Consider the following 16,194-nt stretch of genomic DNA (forward strand, 5'->3'; position numbering starts at 1 on the left):
GAACCGCGCCCGGGGCGCACCCGCCCCGCCGGAAATGGCCGATTCTGCCCGGTTCTTCCCCGCGACGGCCGGGGGCTCGCGCTCCAGGCGCCCGTGACCCCGCCCGGTAGGCTGGTCCCGTGAGCATGGAGATCGAGCTCGGCCGCGCCAAGCGCGCGCGCCGCGCCTACACGTTCGACGACATCGCGGTGGTCCCCTCGCGGCGCACCCGCAACCCCGAGGACGTCTCGACCTCGTGGACGATCGACGCCTTCAGCTTCGACATCCCGGTGCTGGGCGCCCCCATGGACTCGGTCGTGAGCCCCCGCACCGCGATCATGCTCGGGCAGCTCGGCGGCCTCGGCGTGCTCGACCTCGAGGGGCTGTGGACCCGCTACGACGACCCCGAGCCGCTGCTCGCCGAGATCGCGGGCCTCGAGAAGACTGCCGCGACCCGCCGCATGCAGGAGCTGTACGCCGAGCCCATCAAGCCGGGGCTGGTGCGCGACCGGCTCGCCGAGATCCGCGCGGCCGGCGTCACCGTCGCCGGCGCCCTCACGCCGCAGCGCACGCAGGAGCTGTATGAGACCGTCGTCGCCGCGGGTGTGGACCTCTTCGTCATCCGCGGCACCACCGTGTCGGCCGAGCACGTGTCGTCGGTGGACCAGCCGCTCAACCTCAAGAAGTTCATCTACGACCTCGACGTCCCCGTCATCGTCGGCGGCGCCTCGACGTACACCGCGGCCCTCCACCTCATGCGCACCGGTGCCGCCGGCGTGCTCGTCGGCTTCGGTGGCGGAGCCGCCTCGACCACCCGCGCGACCCTGGGCCTCCACGCCCCGATGGCCACCGCCGTCGCCGACGTGGCCGGCGCGCGCCGGGACTACCTCGACGAATCGGGTGGGCGCTATGTGCACGTCATCGCCGACGGCGGCGTGGGCACCTCGGGCGACATCGTCAAGGCGATCGCGATGGGCGCCGACGCCGTCATGCTCGGTGTCGCGCTCGCGCGGGCGACGGATGCCCCGGGCCGCGGCTTCCACTGGGGGCCCGAGGCGCACCATGCCAAGCTCCCGCGCGGCCGCCGCGTGAAGGTCGACCAGGTCGCGCCGCTCGAGGAGGTCCTGTACGGACCCGCACCGGTCGCGGACGGCACCGCGAACCTCATCGGGGCCCTCCGCAAGTCGATGGCCACGACCGGCTACTCCGACCTCAAGGAGTTCCAGCGCGTCGAGGTCGTCGTCGCCCCGTACGCCGCCGGATGACGGATGCCATGACCGACGCCTCCACAGACTCAGGGACCGGGGCGGCGGGCGAGCCGGTCGAGGAGTTCCCGCCGACGCTGCGCGAGGTGATGCTGCGGCCGGCATGGATCGGCATGCTGCTGCTGTGCCTGCTGGTGGCGGGCGTCTTCGCGTGGCTGGGGCAGTGGCAGCTCGGGCGCGCGATCGACACCGACCCGCTGCCGCCCGGTGCCACCGAGGAGGTCCGGCCGCTGGCGGAGGTCGCACAGCCGGGCGAGTACCTGCCCGAGCCGCTGGTCGGACAGCGCGTCCAGGCGTCCGGCCGCCTCATTCCGGGCGACTTCCTGATCGTGGAGTCGCGCTTCAACGATGACGTCGAGGGGTACTGGGTCACGGGGCAGCTGCGCCTGGACCGATCCGAGACGACGACGGATGCCCCGACCTCGGTCGCCGTCGCCCTCGGATGGGCCCCCACCGAGGAGGTGGCGCGCGAAGCCGTCGAGCGGCTCGAGGGGGAGGCATCCGTCTCCGTCGCCGTCACCGGCCGCCTCATCTCGGACGAGGGGCCGGTGCCGCCGCCGCCGGGCGCGGACCCGCAGACGATGACGCGGATGTCGCCGGCGATGCTCCTCGGGCAGTGGCAGGACGTCGACGGGCTCTTCGTCTACCGGCCCTACATCGCGTCGGAGGAGCCGTTCGGCGGCCTCGATGCGATCACCTCGCCCGCGCCCGAAGCGGGGTCGAGCGTCAACTGGCTCAACATCTTCTACGCGCTCGAGTGGGCGGTCTTCGCGGGGTTCGCGTTCTACCTCTGGTACCGCCTCGCCAAGGACGCCTGGGAGAAGGAGCTCGAGGACTTCGAGGACGACCAGGAGCGGAGCGCACCCCGGCCGCAGCCCGACGGGCGCACGGAAACCCGCGGGTAGACTGGGGGCATGCCCCGCGCCCCGAAGCTCGCTTCCTTCCCGGCGATCCGCGGAGCCCTGAAGTTCTACCAGATCTGCTCGATCATCACCGGCACGATGCTGCTGCTGCTCCTCGTCGAGATGATCCTGAAGTACACGCCCATCCACCTCGAGCTGTTCCTCGGCGGATCCGGCGGCTTCCTGTGGTTCGCGCCCGTGATCGCCGGTCCCGACTGCCAGTGGTGGTCGCTGTTCGCGCCGATGACCAATGAGTGCGAGATGATCTCGACGGGCGACGGGTTCAACCTGTCGCTGGCCATCCTCGTGGCGCACGGCTGGTTCTACGTCGTGTACCTGTTCTCGTGCTTCCGGGTGTGGAGCCTCATGCGCTGGCCCTTCGGCCGCTTCATCATGCTGGCCCTCGGCGGCATCGTGCCGCTCCTGTCGTTCTTCATGGAGGCCCGGGTCGCACGCGAGGTGCGCTCCTACCTGCAGTCCCGCGAGGACGCGGAGCTGCACTCCCGCGCCGGCCACTCGTCCCTCACCCATGCCATCCCGACGGAGAACAAGCGTTGACCCAGCAGACCGAGACCTCCCAGCGTCCCGTCCTCGTCGTCGACTTCGGTGCCCAGTACGCGCAGCTGATCGCGCGCCGCGTGCGTGAGGCCGGTGTCTACAGCGAGATCGTCCCGCACACGGCGACCGCGCAGGACATCGCGGCGAAGAACCCGGTGGGCATCATCCTGTCGGGCGGCCCGTCGTCGGTGTACGAGGACGGCGCCCCGTCGCTCGACACCGGCGTCTTCGACCTCGACGTGCCGACGCTCGGCATCTGCTACGGCTTCCAGGTGATGGCGCAGGCGCTCGGCGGCGAGGTCGCGCACACCGGCCTGCGGGAGTACGGGGCGACGGATGCCGCGGTCACCGGTGACGGCGGCGTGCTGCTGGCCGGCCAGCCCACCGAGCAGAACGTGTGGATGAGCCACGGCGACCAGGTCTCCCGCGCTCCGGAGGGCTTCGACGTGCTCGCCTCGACGAGCGCGACCCCCGTCGCCGCGTTCGGGAGCGACGAGCGTCGCCTGTACGGCGTGCAGTGGCATCCGGAGGTCAAGCACTCCGACTACGGACAGAACGTCATCGAGAACTTCCTGCACCGGGCCGCCGGGCTCCCGGCGGACTGGAACAGCGGCAACGTCATCGCCGAGCAGGTCGCGCGCATCCGCGAGCAGGTCGGCTCCGGCCGCGTGCTGTCGGCGCTGTCCGGAGGGGTCGACTCGGCCGTCTCGACGGCGCTCGTGCACGAGGCTGTCGGCGACCAGCTGGTCGCGGTGTTCATCGACCACGGACTGCTCCGCAAGGGCGAGCGCGAGCAGGTCGAGAACGACTACGTCGCCTCGACCGGCGTGCGCCTGATCACCGTCGACGCCCGCGAGACGTTCCTGAACGCGCTCGCCGGAGTCAGCGACCCCGAGCAGAAGCGCAAGATCATCGGCCGCGAGTTCATCCGCGCGTTCGAGAAGGTGCAGGCGGACCTCCTCGCCGAGGCCGAAGCCGAGGGCGACCCGATCCGGTTCCTCGTGCAGGGCACGCTGTACCCCGACGTCGTGGAGTCCGGCGGCGGCACGGGCACCGCGAACATCAAGTCGCACCACAACGTCGGCGGCCTGCCCGAAGACCTGCAGTTCGAGCTCGTCGAGCCGCTGCGCACCCTCTTCAAGGACGAGGTGCGCGCGATCGGCCGCGAGCTCGGGCTCCCCGAGGCGATCGTCGCCCGCCAGCCGTTTCCGGGCCCCGGCCTCGGCATCCGGATCGTGGGTGAGGTCACCGCTGACCGCCTCGAGATCCTGCGTGATGCCGACGCCATCGCTCGGGAGGAGCTGACCAAGGCGGGCCTGGACGGCGAGATCTGGCAGTGCCCGGTCGTGCTGCTGGCAGACGTCCGGTCGGTGGGCGTGCAGGGCGACGGTCGTACCTATGGCCACCCCATCGTGCTGCGGCCGGTCTCGTCGGAAGACGCGATGACCGCCGACTGGACGCGCCTGCCGTACGACGTGCTGTCGCGCATCTCGAACCGCATCACCAACGAGGTGCGCGAGGTCAACCGCGTCGTGCTGGACGTCACGTCGAAGCCGCCGGGGACCATCGAGTGGGAGTGAGTGAGGGATGCCGCGGACTTCGGTCGGCGGCATCCGTCGTCCGGTCCGCGTGGGCAAGGATGGACGGGTGACGGAGCCTCGCGACGCCCTGCCCGACGCCGACTACGTGCTGCTCGGGAGCCGGATCGCCCTCGGCCTCGACGGCGGGTTCGCGGTGGCGGTGCCGACGCGGCTGCGGCTGCTCGCGTCGGCCGGCGCGGCCGATCCGCTGATGCTCAGCGTGGACGGTGCAGCGCCCGAGGTGCACACGTCGCAGCGGCAGGCGTTCGTGGATGCCGGCCTGCTTCCGAGCACGACCTCGGCGCGGAATCTGTTCGACGAGCTCGTCGCCGATCCGTCCTGGCTGTTCGCGGCCGGGGAGCCGGCGGGTGATGTGCCCGATGCGGGGGTCGAGTATCGCGTGATCTCGGATGCCGCGGGCCGCCCGGCCGTATCGCTTCCGGTGCTCCGCGACGACCCCGTCTGGCACCTCACCGACACCGCCATCGTCGTGCATGACCCCGACGGGGATCGGGTGCTGCGGGGCTTCCGCGCGCTGTACACCGCGTGGCTCACGCATGTGGCCGATGAGCGGCGCGCGGCGGCGGGCGACCCGGATCGCCTGCTCGTGGTGATCGTCGAGTCGCGCCAGATCGGCGAGGCGCTCGTCGACTGGGACGACCCGCGCGTGCGCCTGGTGCACACCGTTCACAACTCCCACCTGCCGGCACCGCACGACGATCCCGACCGGCCGGTCGTCGGGATGTGGGGACGCTGGCTCGCGTCGGTCGACCGCTACGACGCCGTGCTGTGGCCGACCGCGTCGCAGCGGGACGAGGTCGCGGCGCGCTTCGGCGACCCCGGCACGTTCCACGTCGTGCCGAACACGATCGACCTGGGGCCGGAGCCGCCCGCGGCCGCCGAGCGCGATCCGCGCCGGGTCGTCATGATGAACCGGCTGGCTCCCCAGAAGCGCGTCGACCTCGCGATCCGCGCCTGGACGCGGGTCGTGGCCGCCGTGCCCGACGCCCGGCTGGACGTCTACGGGGACGGGCCGCTGCGGGACGAGCTGCAGCGGCTGATCGAGGAGCTGGGGGTGGCGGCATCCGTCACCCTCCACGGCCCGACGGGCGAGCGCGACGCGATCTTCGACCGCTCCGCGCTGTTCGTCTCGTCGACGGCGTTCGAGGGGCAGGGGCTGTCGATCGCCGAAGCGCTGGCTCGCGGGCTTCCGGTGGTCTCGTTCGACGCCCGGTACGGCCCCCGCGAGGCGGTCGGCGACGCCGGCGTCGTCGTGCCGCCGGGAGTCGTCGACGCCCTCGCCGAGGCGATCATCGACCTCCTGCGCGACGACGCCCGCCGCGCGGAGCTGTCGGTGCGGGCGCGTCGGGCCGCGGCCGCCTTCGCCGCCGACGCCGTGCGCCCGGCGCTCGTCGCCGCGCTGCGGGCAGCGGTCGAGCGTCCCTCGCGCCGCACCGGGGTCTCGTCGCGCTGAACCTAGGCCGCAGCCCGGACGGCGGCCGCCGCGTCGGCCGGCGAGCCGTGCCACGGCGCACCGTGACCGGGCAGCACCCAGTCGGCGTCGATGCCCGCCAGCCGGTCCAGCGACGCGAGGGCTTCGGCCGGCTCGTCCGTGAACGGCGCCGGCTGCGGGCCGGTGCGCCCGGTCAGCACGTGGCGGGTGGTGAGCGCGTCGCCGACGAACACCGCCCGTGCCGCCGGCACGTGGACGGCGACGCTGCCGGGGGAGTGCCCGGGCAGCCCGACCACGCGCGGCGAGCCGGGCAGGTCGAGCACCGCGCCGTCGGCCACCTCGACGACGTCGGTCAGGTACGTGGTGCGCCACCCGCGCTTGCGCACCGCGTAGGCGAAGAAGCCCGCCGTCGGCGCGGGGCGCATCGGCCCGAGCGGGGTCTTCGGCTTGTCGCCGCCGCGCGCGCGATCCGCATCGGCGGCGTGCACGAACACCGGCACCCCGCGCTCGCGCCGCAGTCGCTCGGCGAACCCGAGGTGGTCGCTGTCGCCGTGCGTGAGCACGACGCCGCGGACGTCGTCGAGCGACCGGCCGAGGGCCGCCAGCTCGGTCTCGAGATCCGCCCAATGGCCCGGCAGGCCGGCGTCCACGATCGTGATGCCCTCCGGCAGCACGACGAGATACGCCGCCACGATGTCGTTGCCGATGCGGTGCAGGTTCGGTCCGAGTCGCATGATGTCTCCTCTTGTGCATGGCTATGCTACGTAGCTATCATGGCTTCTGTCAATAGCCATCGATGAGGGGGACCGATGCCGACACCGGATCGCACGACACTGCCCGACATCGTCGCCGCAGGGCGGGCGCTGCTCGAGAGCGGGGGACCCGCCCGCGTCACGATGCAGGCCGTCGCCGATCGCGTCGGCGTCCGCGCGCCGTCGCTGTACAAGCGCGTGCGCGACCGGGACGCGCTCGTGCTGCTCGTGGCGGCGGCGACAGCGGACGACCTCGCGGGGCGGCTCGCGGCATCCGACTCGTCCCTCTCCGCACTCGCGCGGGCCTACCGCGCGTTCGCGCACGAGCATCCGGAGGGCTACCGCCTGCTGTTCGCGGTCGACGGAGCCGCGGACGAGATGGGCAGGGCGGCGGCTCCGGTGATCGACGCGGTGCGGGCCGTCGTCGGCGACGAGCGCGCGCTCGACGCCGCCCGGTTCGTCACGGCGTGGGCGACGGGCTTCGTCAGCATGGAGCTGGCGGGGGCGTTCCGGCTGGGCGGCGACATCGACGAGGCGTTCGAATACGGCCTGCAGCGCCTCGAGGCCGGCCTTCGCGCCGAGGCATGAGCGTCAGCTCCGCCCGGGCCAGACCTTCCCCTCCCACGGGTCGTAGTCGGCGATGAGCTCCTCCTGCGGCGGCCGCTCGGGCTCGGGCACGTGCTGCAGGTTCACACGCACGCGGTACCAGAGCGAGCTGGAGCCGCGCATCCCGTCGACCATCACGTCGGCGGGATGGAGCTGGGCGGCCACCGCCGCATGCCGCCTCGTCCACTCGTCTAGGGCTGCGGTCGCCTCCGGCTTCGTCTTGGTGCGCGCGACCTCGATGAGCGGCATGGTGGACTGGCGCCGGCCCGACCCGTCGCCGCCGCGCGGCGGCTTCTCTGCGGGCCCCAGCTTCTCGGCCAGCCGCAGAAGGCCGTCGAGCGTGCCCACGGCGTCGTCGATGCCGGCGTGCGGATCCCCGAGGTCGGCGAAGCGCTGCGGAACGGTCAGTGCGGTGAACTCCTCGGGCCGGCGCGCGCGCACCTCGTCCCAGTCGAGCGGCGTCGAGACGCGGGCGTCGGGGAGCGGACGGATCGAGTACGCGGATGCCACGGTGCGGTCTTTCGCGTTCTGATTGAAGTCGACGAACACACTCTCGCCGCGCTCCTCCTTCCACCAGCGCGCGGTCGCGAGACCGGGCGCGCGGTTCTCGACCTCGCGCGCGAGGGTCTCAGCCGCCAGCCGCACCTGCTTGTAGTCCCACTGCGGGGCGATGCGGACCAGGATGTGCAGGCCCCGCGAGCCGCTCGTCTTCGGCCAGCCCACGAGGCCGGCCTCATCCAGCACCTCCCGGGCGACGAAGGCGACGTCGACGATCTGCGACCAATCGACGCCGGGCATCGGGTCGAGGTCGATGCGCAGCTCGTCGGGGTGGTCGAGGTCCTCCGCCCGGACCGGGTGCGGGTTCAGGTCGAGACAGCCGAGGTTCACGATCCACGCGAGGCCCGCGGCATCCCGGATCACCGCCTCTTCGGCCGATGTGCCGCGGGCGTAGTGCAGGGTCGTGGTGTCGATGAAGTCGGGGTGGTTCTCGGGAACGCGCTTCTGGAAGAACGGCTCGGCGTCGATCCCCTTCGGGAAGCGCTTGAGCACCATGGGACGCCCGCCCGCTCCGCGCAGCGCGCCTTCGGCGACGGCGAGGTAGTAGCGCACGACGTCGAGCTTGGTGAGGCGCTGCTCGGGGAACACCATCTTGCCGGGGCTCGAGACGCGCACCTCGTGGCCGTCGATCTCGAGGATCTCTGCTTCCGACTTGGCGGGCGTCACCCGGCCCACGCTAGCGACGCCTCGCGACATCGGCCAGGGGTTGACGGCCGGCGCGCCCCCGCCGGGGGCTTCGGCGTCAGAGCACCACCAGCCCGCGTGCCAGCACCCACACCGCGAACACCACGAGGACGGCTGCGGCGACCCACAGCGCGACGACGTGTCCGACGGCGCCCTCCCGGGTGACCGCGGCGCGCACCAGCAGCGCGCACAGCATCACGGTGAACGCGATGCCGACCAGCGGCAGCAGCACGATCGGCCATGCGCCGGCGGGAAGCCCGAAGCCGAGCAGCAGCGGCTCCGTCCGCAGCACGATCAGCGCCAGCGCTCCGACGAACCCCAGATTCGCTCCCGCCGCCAGTCCCGCCGTGAGCACCGCGCCGTCCGGCGCCTCGCCGTGCCGTCGCCGCACCAGGCGTGCGATCCCGTAGCCCACGGCGTAGAGGAGGGTCAGCACCAGGCCGATCACCGTCACCCCGGCGATGCCGAGCTGCCAAGGATTCGAGGTGCGGAAGACGTCGGCGTCGAGCCGGTAGATCGCCGTCGTGGGGTGGATGTCGGTGGCGCTGAGGAAGTCGATCGGCTCGGCGTCGTCGATGCACGACGTGTCGGGCGCGACCGCTGGGTCGCGGAGGAAGGCCGCGGCCACGGACGCCGCGCACGGCTCGTACCAGTTGCCCCACACCGCCCCGTGCCCCATACCCGGGAACTCGTGACGGTAGGCCGTCGTGAGGCCCACGGCGGCGAGCTCGCTCCACGCGCTCGGGGTCACCGGGTCGAACTGACCGCTCGTGATGAGCGTCGGGACGGCGCTGGCGACCGGCTGGTTCTCGGCGGCGGCGCTCGCCGGGACGTTCCAGACCGCGCAGTCGTCGGCGATGGGGCCGAAATCGGCGAAGTGGGAGAGGAGGGGGTCGGCCGAGGTGGCCTCCTCGATGAGGGCGGGGTCGTTGAACGGCACCTCCTCGGCGCACTCGATGGACAGGTAGAGCCCTTCGCTGAGCACGTCCCGGCTGTCGACGAGGCGCTGCGCCAGCGGCAGCACCACCGCGTCATCACCCTGATCGAGGCGATCGATGATGAAGGGCAGCATCCGCACGGTACCGGCGTCGTAGAACGCGTCGAAGAGGCCGCGCATGATGTCGTCGTCGGCGATCTCGACCTCGAGCGGGCCGCCCGTCGACGGATGCCGCACCGTCACGGTGATCGGCTCCCGCGAGGTGCGCTCGAGCACCCGGTCGAGGGCGGCCTCCAGATCCGGGTACCGTTCGCCGCAGTCGGCATCGCGGGCGCATGCGGCCAGCAGCCAGTCGATCGATCCCCGCAGCGCAGCGGGCATGAGCTCGAACCGATTCACATTCGGGGGATAGACGCCGTCGAGCACGACCGCGCGCAGCCCGTCCGGCCGGTCCCGCATCGCCGTCATCGCGAGGCGCGAGCCGTACGAGACGCCGTACAGATTCCACTGCTGGTAGCCGAGCCCGGCGCGAAGGTCGGCGAGGTCGGCGACGCTCGCGGCGCTGGTGTACGCGGCGAGGTCGAGCCCGTCGGCGACCAGTCGCTCCCGGCACTCGGCGAGCAGCGTCGCGCGCTGCTCGTCCGCCTCGGGGCCGGTCGGCAGTCGGCCGTCCTGGGCGACCGCTCCCGTATCGAGCTCTGGGCAGTCCAGCGTGGGCTCGGCGTCCCCGTCGCCGCGCTGCTCGACGATGATGACATCGCGCTCGTCGGTGGCCCATCGGGCGTGGTCGAGGAAGTACCACAGCGCCGAGATGCTTCCGGCGCCGGGGCCACCGGACGTCGGGAACACCAGCGGGTCGCCGGCCGGCGCTTCCGCGGTGCTCTTCACGGTGATCACGGGCAGCTGCAGCTCACGCGCCGGATCGCCGGGACCGCCGCGCCCTTCCGGAACGGTGAGGATGCCGCACGACACGCGGCCGGCGTGCTCGTCGGGCACCTCCACGGAGCACTCCGCCGGCGCGTATCCGAGCTCGGCCATCGCCGCCGGAGCGGGGGCCACCGAGACCGCCAGACCGAGGACGATCCCCCACAGGGCGGTCGCCCCCATCCTGCGCGGGCCCCGCCGCGGTGCGGTCATGGCGCCACTATAGGCGACCTCACGGGGCGTGCCGGAAAGCCCTCACCGCAAACGAGAGAGGGCCGCCCCTCGCGGGACGGCCCTCTTCAGCGGTGTGAGGTCACTCGCTCCCGCGCAGGATCGCGAGGATGCGCAGGATCTCGACGTACAGCCAGACGACGGTCACCATGATGCCGAACGCCCCGAGCCAGGCGTACTGGCGCGGCGCGCCGTTGCGGACGCCCTGCTGCACCTGATCGAAGTCCAGCACCAGCGAGTACGCGGCCATGATGACGACGAGCACGCCGATGATGAGGCCCAGCGGGATGCCCATGAACTCCTGGCTCAGCAGACCGAAGGCGCCGCCGGCGATCGGGACGTTGAACAGCATGAGGCCGATGTTGATGAGCGAGAACACCAGGTAGCCCACCATCGCGATCAGGAAGATCTTGGTCGCGCGCTTCGAGGCGCGGATCTTTCCGCTGGCGAAGAGGGCAAGCGTCACGCCGACGACCGAGAGCGTGGCCAGGGTCGCCTGCACGACGATGCCGGGCCAGATGAACTCGAAGAACGCCGAGATGCCGCCGACGAAGAGGCCCTCGAACGCGGCGTACGCGATGATCAGGCCCGGGCGCACCTTCTTGCGCGAGCCGAAGATGACGACGAGCGACAGCACGAAGCCGCCCAGCGCGCCGACCATCCAGGGAAGGATCGACGGGTTCGGATTGGCCGGGGTGACGCCGGCCATCGTCCACACCCAGCCGACGGCTGCGGTGACCAGGAGGACCGCGAACAGGCCGACGGTCTTCCAGATGGTGTCTTCGTACGACATGCGACCGGTCTCGACGGCACCGGCGGACGGGGCGGCGTACATGCCCTCGAGCTGCGCCTGGGCCGCGGCATCCGTTCCCGCGCGCTGTGCCGTCGCGAACTGCGTCGGGCCGCCGAGGTTCGCCGCCTGAGGACCGCCGGGGTAGGTCTGAACGGCCTTCGGGTCCTGGAAGGCCGGGTTGTTGAACGCGGGGTTGTTGAGGGCCACTGCTCTCACACTCCAATGTCAAGGAAATCCCAGCACGATGCTGTTGATCAACATTATCCGAAGGCCGTCCTGACCGTCGCGGCGCGCGCTGTGAGACGGCTATGAACGGATGCCTCCTCCGCCGCTCTGCCCGCTCCCAGCGGCGCTCCGCCCGAAGCCCGTCGAAGGGCGCGTGGCTAGGCTGGGACGGTGCCGCGCCGGACCCCGCTCGTCATCGGCCATCGCGGCGCGCCCGGGTATCGCCCCGAGCACTCCCGCTCGTCGTACGCCCTGGCGTTCGCCCTCGGTGTGGACGCCGTGGAGCCCGACATCGTCGTCTCCCGCGACGGGGTGCTCGTCGTGCGGCACGAGAACGAGATCTCGGGCACGACGGATGTCGCCGAGCGCCCCGAGTTCGCCGGTCGCCGGACCACGAAGTCCGTGGACGGCGTCTCGCTGACCGGCTGGTTCACCGAGGACTTCACGTGGGACGAGCTGTCGACGCTGCGGTGCCGTGAGCGCATCCCCGACCTGCGCCCCGCGAGCGCGAGCTTCGACGACGAGCAGCCGGTGCTGCGGCTGTGCGACGTTCTCGACGCCGCCCGCGAGGCCTCGTTGGAGCATGGTCGTGAGATCGGCGTCGTGCTCGAGATCAAGCACGCCACCTACTTCGCCTCCCTCGGCTGGGACGTCGCGGCGCTGGTGGACACCGAGCTGCGGGAGGCGGGCTGGGCAACGGGGGCGCTGCCGCTCACGATCGAGGCGTTCGAGTCGAGCGTGCTGTTCGCCCTGCAGGAGCGCGGCATCCCAGCGACGTACGTGTACCTGCTCGAGGCGTCGGGCCGCCCGTTCGACCTTCAGATCGCGCACGGGGCGGCGGCGATGACGTACGCGCAGACCGCGGCGCCCGCCGGTCTCGACACGCTGGTCGGGCGGATCGACGGCATCAGCGTCGACAAGCGCATGATCCTGGCGCCCGACAGGCTCGGCCGGACGAGCGGCCCGTCGCGGGTCGTCGCCGACGCGCAGGAGCGGGGCCTGCGCGTCTACACCTGGACCTGCCGGCCCGAGAACCGCTTCCTGATCGGGCAGTTCCGCACGCGGGGCGGACCCGCCGCGTTCGGCGACTGGGAGGCGGAGTGGGGCGTCATCCGCGACGCCGGTGTCGACGGGGTGTTCGTCGACCACCCCGACCTGGGCGTCGAGTTCTTCCGGGGCTGACCGGCGGCAGCGCGTGCGTCAGGACGCCGACCTGCTCACGAGCCCTAGCCGATCGAGCTTCTTCGGACTACCGTCGTTCAGGTTGGTGTCCAAAAGAACACCACTGACAGATAGGCAAAGGAGCCGATCGTGACCACATCCCCACTGGTACGCGGGAAGAGCATGAAACGAGTCGTCGGCACTGTGGGGGTGATGGGTGTGATGGTCAGCATGACGCTCATCGCCACCGCCCCCGCCACCGCCGCACCCGCCCAGAAGGGCTGCGACTCCCGCACCAACAACACCCAGCAGAAGCTCCTGGAGTGCGTGCGCGTCGACGGAGTCGTCGAGCACCTGCAGGCGTTCCAGGCCATCGCCGACGCCCACGGCGGCACGCGCGCCGACCAGACCCCCGGGTACGACGCCAGCGTGGAGTACGTCGTCGACGTGCTCGAAGCTGCAGGGTGGTCGGCTGACGTCGTGCCGTTCACGTACGACGCGGCCGACATCGTGCTCAGGCAGCTCACTCCTGTCGCCGCCGACTACGTCGCCAATGACGCCACCGGGACGGGCGAGGGAGACGTCACCGGCACCGTCATCCCCGTCGACATCAACCTCACCGGCGACCGGGCCAACTCGAGCGGGTGCGAGGAGTCGGACTTCGCCGGACTGAACTTCTCCGGACCCAACGACATCGCACTCATCCAGCGCGGCACGTGCCCGTTCGGCCAGAAGGCGCAGAACGCGCAGACTGCGGGCGCCGAGGCCGTCATCCTGTTCAACCAGGGCGACTCCGTCGGCGACGGCGACCGGTTCGGTCCGGTGAACCCGACGCTGGGAGCATTCACCGCCGCGATCCCGGTCGTCGGCACGTCATTCGACGCCGGCGTGGCACTGGCGGCGCCCGGTTCGACGGCGCAGGTCAAGGTGGACTTCTACGAGGCGACCTCCCACAACGTCATCGGCGAGCTGGCGGGCAAGAACGCCTCCAACGTCGTGATGGCCGGTGCCCACCTCGACTCGGTGCCGGCAGGACCCGGCATCAACGACAACGGCAGCGGCTCGGCCGCGCTGCTCGAGGTGGCTCAGCAGATGGCCAAGACGAAGCCGCAGAACACGGTGCGCTTCGCCTGGTGGGGCGCCGAGGAGCTCGGGCTCATCGGCTCGACCGAGTGGGTTCAGTCGCTCAACGCGGAGCAGCGCGCCGAGATCGCGCTGTACCTGAACTTCGACATGATCGGGTCGCCGAACTACTACTTCGGCATCTACGACGCGAATGAGTCGAGCTTCGTCGCCCCGGTCGTCGTCCCGGAGGGGTCGACCGACATCGAGCAGACCTTCGAGGAGTTCTACACGCTGCTGGGCGAGCCGTACGACGACTCGGCGTTCAGCGGGCGCAGCGACTACTCCGAGTTCATCGAGGTCGGCATCCCGTCGGGCGGCCTGTTCACCGGCGCCGAGCAGGTCAAGACGGCTCAGCAGGAGGCGATCTGGGGCGGCACCGCGGGTGAGTGGTTCGACCCGTGCTACCACCAGGCGTGCGACACGATCGACAACATCGATGTTCACGCGCTCGAGGTCAACTCGGATGCCGTCGCCTACGCCGTCTCGACGTACGCGGCCTCGACCGAGAGCGTCAACGGCGTCAAGGGCGTGAAGATCCCGGGCAACTTCCCGGTTCCCGCGCCCGCCGGACCGGAGCACACCTTCGCCGGCCCGCTGGGCGGTGACGACCACGGTCACGACCACGACCGTCACTACGACAGCGAGTGAGCTGAACTGAGAAAGAGGGGTGGGCGGCTGTGCCGTCCACCCCTCTTTCGCGCCTCACACCCGTCGGTAGGTGCCGGCGGCGGGGCAGTCGAAGGGGTCCCGCGCAGCCAGGCCGACGCGGTTGAGGTACGCGATCACGATGCCGTACGAGCGCCAGAGCGTCGTCTCGGTGTACGGCACGCCGAGCGTGCGGCAGTGGTCGCGCACGATCTCACGGGCGCGGGCCAGGTGCGGCCGCGGCATGTTGGGGAACAGGTGGTGCTCCACCTGGTAGTTGAGCCCGCCCATGAGCCACGTCGCCCACCAGCCGCCCGACACGTTGCGCGACGTCCGCACCTGCTTGCTGAAGAAGTCGAGCTTCGCGTCGCGGGCGATCACCGGCATCCCCTTGTGGTTCGGCGCGAACGACGCGCCCATGTACACGCCGAAGACGGCGAGCTGCACCCCGAGGAAGGCGAACGCCATGCCGAGCGGCAGGAAGACGAACACCGGCGTCCAGATGAGGGCGAATCGCGCGGCGAGCATGCTCAGCTCGATCCAGCGCCCCTTGACCTCGTCGCGGCTGAACAGGTGCCGGAACGCCAGGAAGTGCAGGTTCAGCCCCTCCAGCGTCAGCAGCGGGAAGAACAGCCAGCCCTGGCGCTGGGTGATGAGGCGACGGATGCCTCGGGCCTCAGCGGCGTCCTCATCGAGGAACGAGATCGTGTCGACCTCGATGTCGGGGTCCTTTCCGACGCGGTTCGGGTTGGCGTGGTGCCGGGTGTGCTTGGTGGCCCACCACGAGTAGCTCATGCCCACGACTCCGTTGCCGAGGATCCGGGCGAGGCGGTCGTTGGCGGGCCCGGAGGCGAGGATCTGCCGGTGGGCCGCCTCGTGCGAGAGGAACGCCACCTGAGTGAACAGGATGCCCAGCGCTCCGGCGATGAGCAGCTGGAACCAGCTGTCGCCGAGGAGGATGAAGCCGGTGACGGCGCCGCCGAAGGCGAGCGCGATGGCCGCTCCGACCGCGGCATAGAACCACGGGGTGCGGCGGAGGAGGCCGCTCTCTCGCACCACCTGCGACACCTCGGTGTAGGCGCGGGCGACGGGCGGGAACTCCGCGGTGCCGGCGTAGGTCTGACGGACGGGGCCGAGCCGGGGCTCGAGGACGGATGTGGAGATGATGACACCGTTTCCGATGGGGACCGCAGCGGCCGTTTCGAAGCCAGAGGCGGTTGCCCATCGCTGTGCCCAGGCTACGTCGGTCCGTATGAGGCGGCGGGAATATGCCGCGACTCACGGGCGATGGTCAGGTGGCTGCCATGCCGCGGCGCCCGCGCCCGACGACGAAGCGCCCGCCTCGCCGAAGCGAGACGGGCGCCGAAGTCCGATCGCCGGCTCGTGCGAGACGAGCCGAGCGGTGCGGAGCGGATCAGAGGGGGCGGATGTTCGCCGCCTGCATGCCCTTGGGGCCCTGCTCGGCGTCGAATTCGACCTTCTGGTCGTCGCGGAGTTCCTTGAACCCGCTGCCGGTGATCGCGCTGAAGTGCGCGAAGAGGTCGGCCGAGCCGTCATCGGGAGCGATGAAGCCGTAGCCCTTCTCGGAGTTGAACCATTTCACGGTGCCAGTGGCCATCGTGTCTTTCCTTCTACTTTTCGGGCCGCCGGAGCGACCGGGGGTGCCGCGCCGACGAATGCGGAGCGGACGAGGGAGGCGAGCGGGCCGCGTTGCCGGCTCGGAGAGGGATGCCGCGACCGCCGCGCGCGCGGCATCCACGGTCTCATGGGTCCCCAGGGGGACCGCGCGGCTGCTGAAGGCGCTCACTCCTCGCGC

14 protein-coding genes are annotated in these 16,194 nt (G+C 71.3%); 8 read left to right on the plus strand and 6 right to left on the minus strand.

Features of this window, described 5'->3' with window-relative positions; all coding sequences use genetic code 11:
• Positions 1-125: 125 nt before the first annotated feature.
• The 5 genes from IR212_RS03180 to IR212_RS03200 all read left to right on the plus strand — a co-directional run bounded on the left by IR212_RS03180 (position 126) and on the right by IR212_RS03200 (position 5,758).
• On the plus strand, positions 126-1,244 hold the full coding sequence (locus tag IR212_RS03180; protein ID WP_194398493.1) for a GuaB3 family IMP dehydrogenase-related protein: 1,119 nt from the start codon (positions 126-128) through the stop codon (positions 1,242-1,244).
• Positions 1,245-1,333: 89 nt separating this feature from the next.
• Positions 1,334-2,149 (plus strand): SURF1 family protein, encoded by an 816-nt coding sequence (locus IR212_RS03185; protein ID WP_194398494.1) that lies wholly within the window; start codon positions 1,334-1,336, stop codon positions 2,147-2,149.
• Positions 2,150-2,158: 9 nt separating this feature from the next.
• Positions 2,159-2,704 (plus strand): DUF3817 domain-containing protein, encoded by a 546-nt coding sequence (locus IR212_RS03190; RefSeq protein ID WP_194397561.1) that lies wholly within the window; start codon positions 2,159-2,161, stop codon positions 2,702-2,704.
• Entirely contained in the window at positions 2,701-4,284 is a 1,584-nt protein-coding gene (gene guaA, locus IR212_RS03195; protein WP_194397562.1) for a glutamine-hydrolyzing GMP synthase, read from the plus strand. The genes IR212_RS03190 and guaA overlap by 4 nt, the downstream gene beginning before the upstream one ends.
• 67 nt (positions 4,285-4,351) lie before the next feature.
• Positions 4,352-5,758, plus strand: coding sequence for a glycosyltransferase (locus IR212_RS03200; protein WP_194397563.1), 1,407 nt, complete (start codon positions 4,352-4,354; stop codon positions 5,756-5,758).
• Positions 5,759-5,760: 2 nt separating this feature from the next.
• On the opposite strand, the gene IR212_RS03205 is transcribed toward IR212_RS03200, so the two are convergent.
• A complete protein-coding gene (locus tag IR212_RS03205) occupies positions 5,761-6,471 on the minus strand; it encodes an MBL fold metallo-hydrolase (protein ID WP_194397564.1) in 711 nt (236 codons plus the stop codon).
• Between the two features lie 75 nt (positions 6,472-6,546).
• On the opposite strand from IR212_RS03205, the gene IR212_RS03210 reads away from it, so the two are divergent.
• Positions 6,547-7,077 (plus strand): TetR/AcrR family transcriptional regulator, encoded by a 531-nt coding sequence (locus IR212_RS03210; RefSeq protein WP_194397565.1) that lies wholly within the window; start codon positions 6,547-6,549, stop codon positions 7,075-7,077.
• Positions 7,078-7,080: 3 nt separating this feature from the next.
• Here IR212_RS03210 and ligD read toward each other — a convergent pair whose 3' ends face one another.
• The 3 genes from ligD to IR212_RS03225 form a co-directional block, all read right to left on the minus strand.
• Entirely contained in the window at positions 7,081-8,319 is a 1,239-nt protein-coding gene (ligD, locus tag IR212_RS03215) for a non-homologous end-joining DNA ligase (protein ID WP_194397566.1), read from the minus strand.
• 76 nt (positions 8,320-8,395) lie between these two features.
• Entirely contained in the window at positions 8,396-10,411 is a 2,016-nt protein-coding gene (locus IR212_RS03220) for an alpha/beta hydrolase (RefSeq protein WP_194397567.1), read from the minus strand.
• Positions 10,412-10,511: 100 nt separating this feature from the next.
• Positions 10,512-11,429, minus strand: a complete 918-nt coding sequence (locus tag IR212_RS03225; RefSeq protein ID WP_194398495.1) for a Bax inhibitor-1/YccA family protein — start codon at positions 11,427-11,429, stop codon at positions 10,512-10,514.
• A 189-nt stretch (positions 11,430-11,618) separates the two neighbouring features.
• Between IR212_RS03225 and IR212_RS03230 the strand changes: the two genes are divergently transcribed.
• Positions 11,619-12,629 (plus strand): glycerophosphodiester phosphodiesterase family protein, encoded by a 1,011-nt coding sequence (locus IR212_RS03230; RefSeq protein WP_194397568.1) that lies wholly within the window; start codon positions 11,619-11,621, stop codon positions 12,627-12,629.
• 129 nt (positions 12,630-12,758) lie between these two features.
• Positions 12,759-14,381, plus strand: coding sequence for a M28 family metallopeptidase (locus IR212_RS03235; protein WP_228479460.1), 1,623 nt, complete (start codon positions 12,759-12,761; stop codon positions 14,379-14,381).
• Positions 14,382-14,435: 54 nt separating this feature from the next.
• Here the strand turns inward: IR212_RS03235 and IR212_RS03240 are convergent, their stop codons facing one another.
• Together IR212_RS03240 and IR212_RS03245 are read right to left on the minus strand one after the other, a co-directional pair.
• Complete coding sequence (locus tag IR212_RS03240) at positions 14,436-15,542, minus strand: fatty acid desaturase family protein (RefSeq protein ID WP_194398497.1); 1,107 nt, start codon at positions 15,540-15,542, stop codon at positions 14,436-14,438.
• A gap of 250 nt (positions 15,543-15,792) precedes the next feature.
• Positions 15,793-15,996, minus strand: coding sequence for a cold-shock protein (locus IR212_RS03245; RefSeq protein ID WP_194398498.1), 204 nt, complete (start codon positions 15,994-15,996; stop codon positions 15,793-15,795).
• Positions 15,997-16,194: the final 198 nt, after the last annotated feature.

Source organism: Microbacterium atlanticum (genome assembly GCF_015277815.1).
Classification (GTDB): domain Bacteria; phylum Actinomycetota; class Actinomycetes; order Actinomycetales; family Microbacteriaceae; genus Microbacterium; species Microbacterium atlanticum.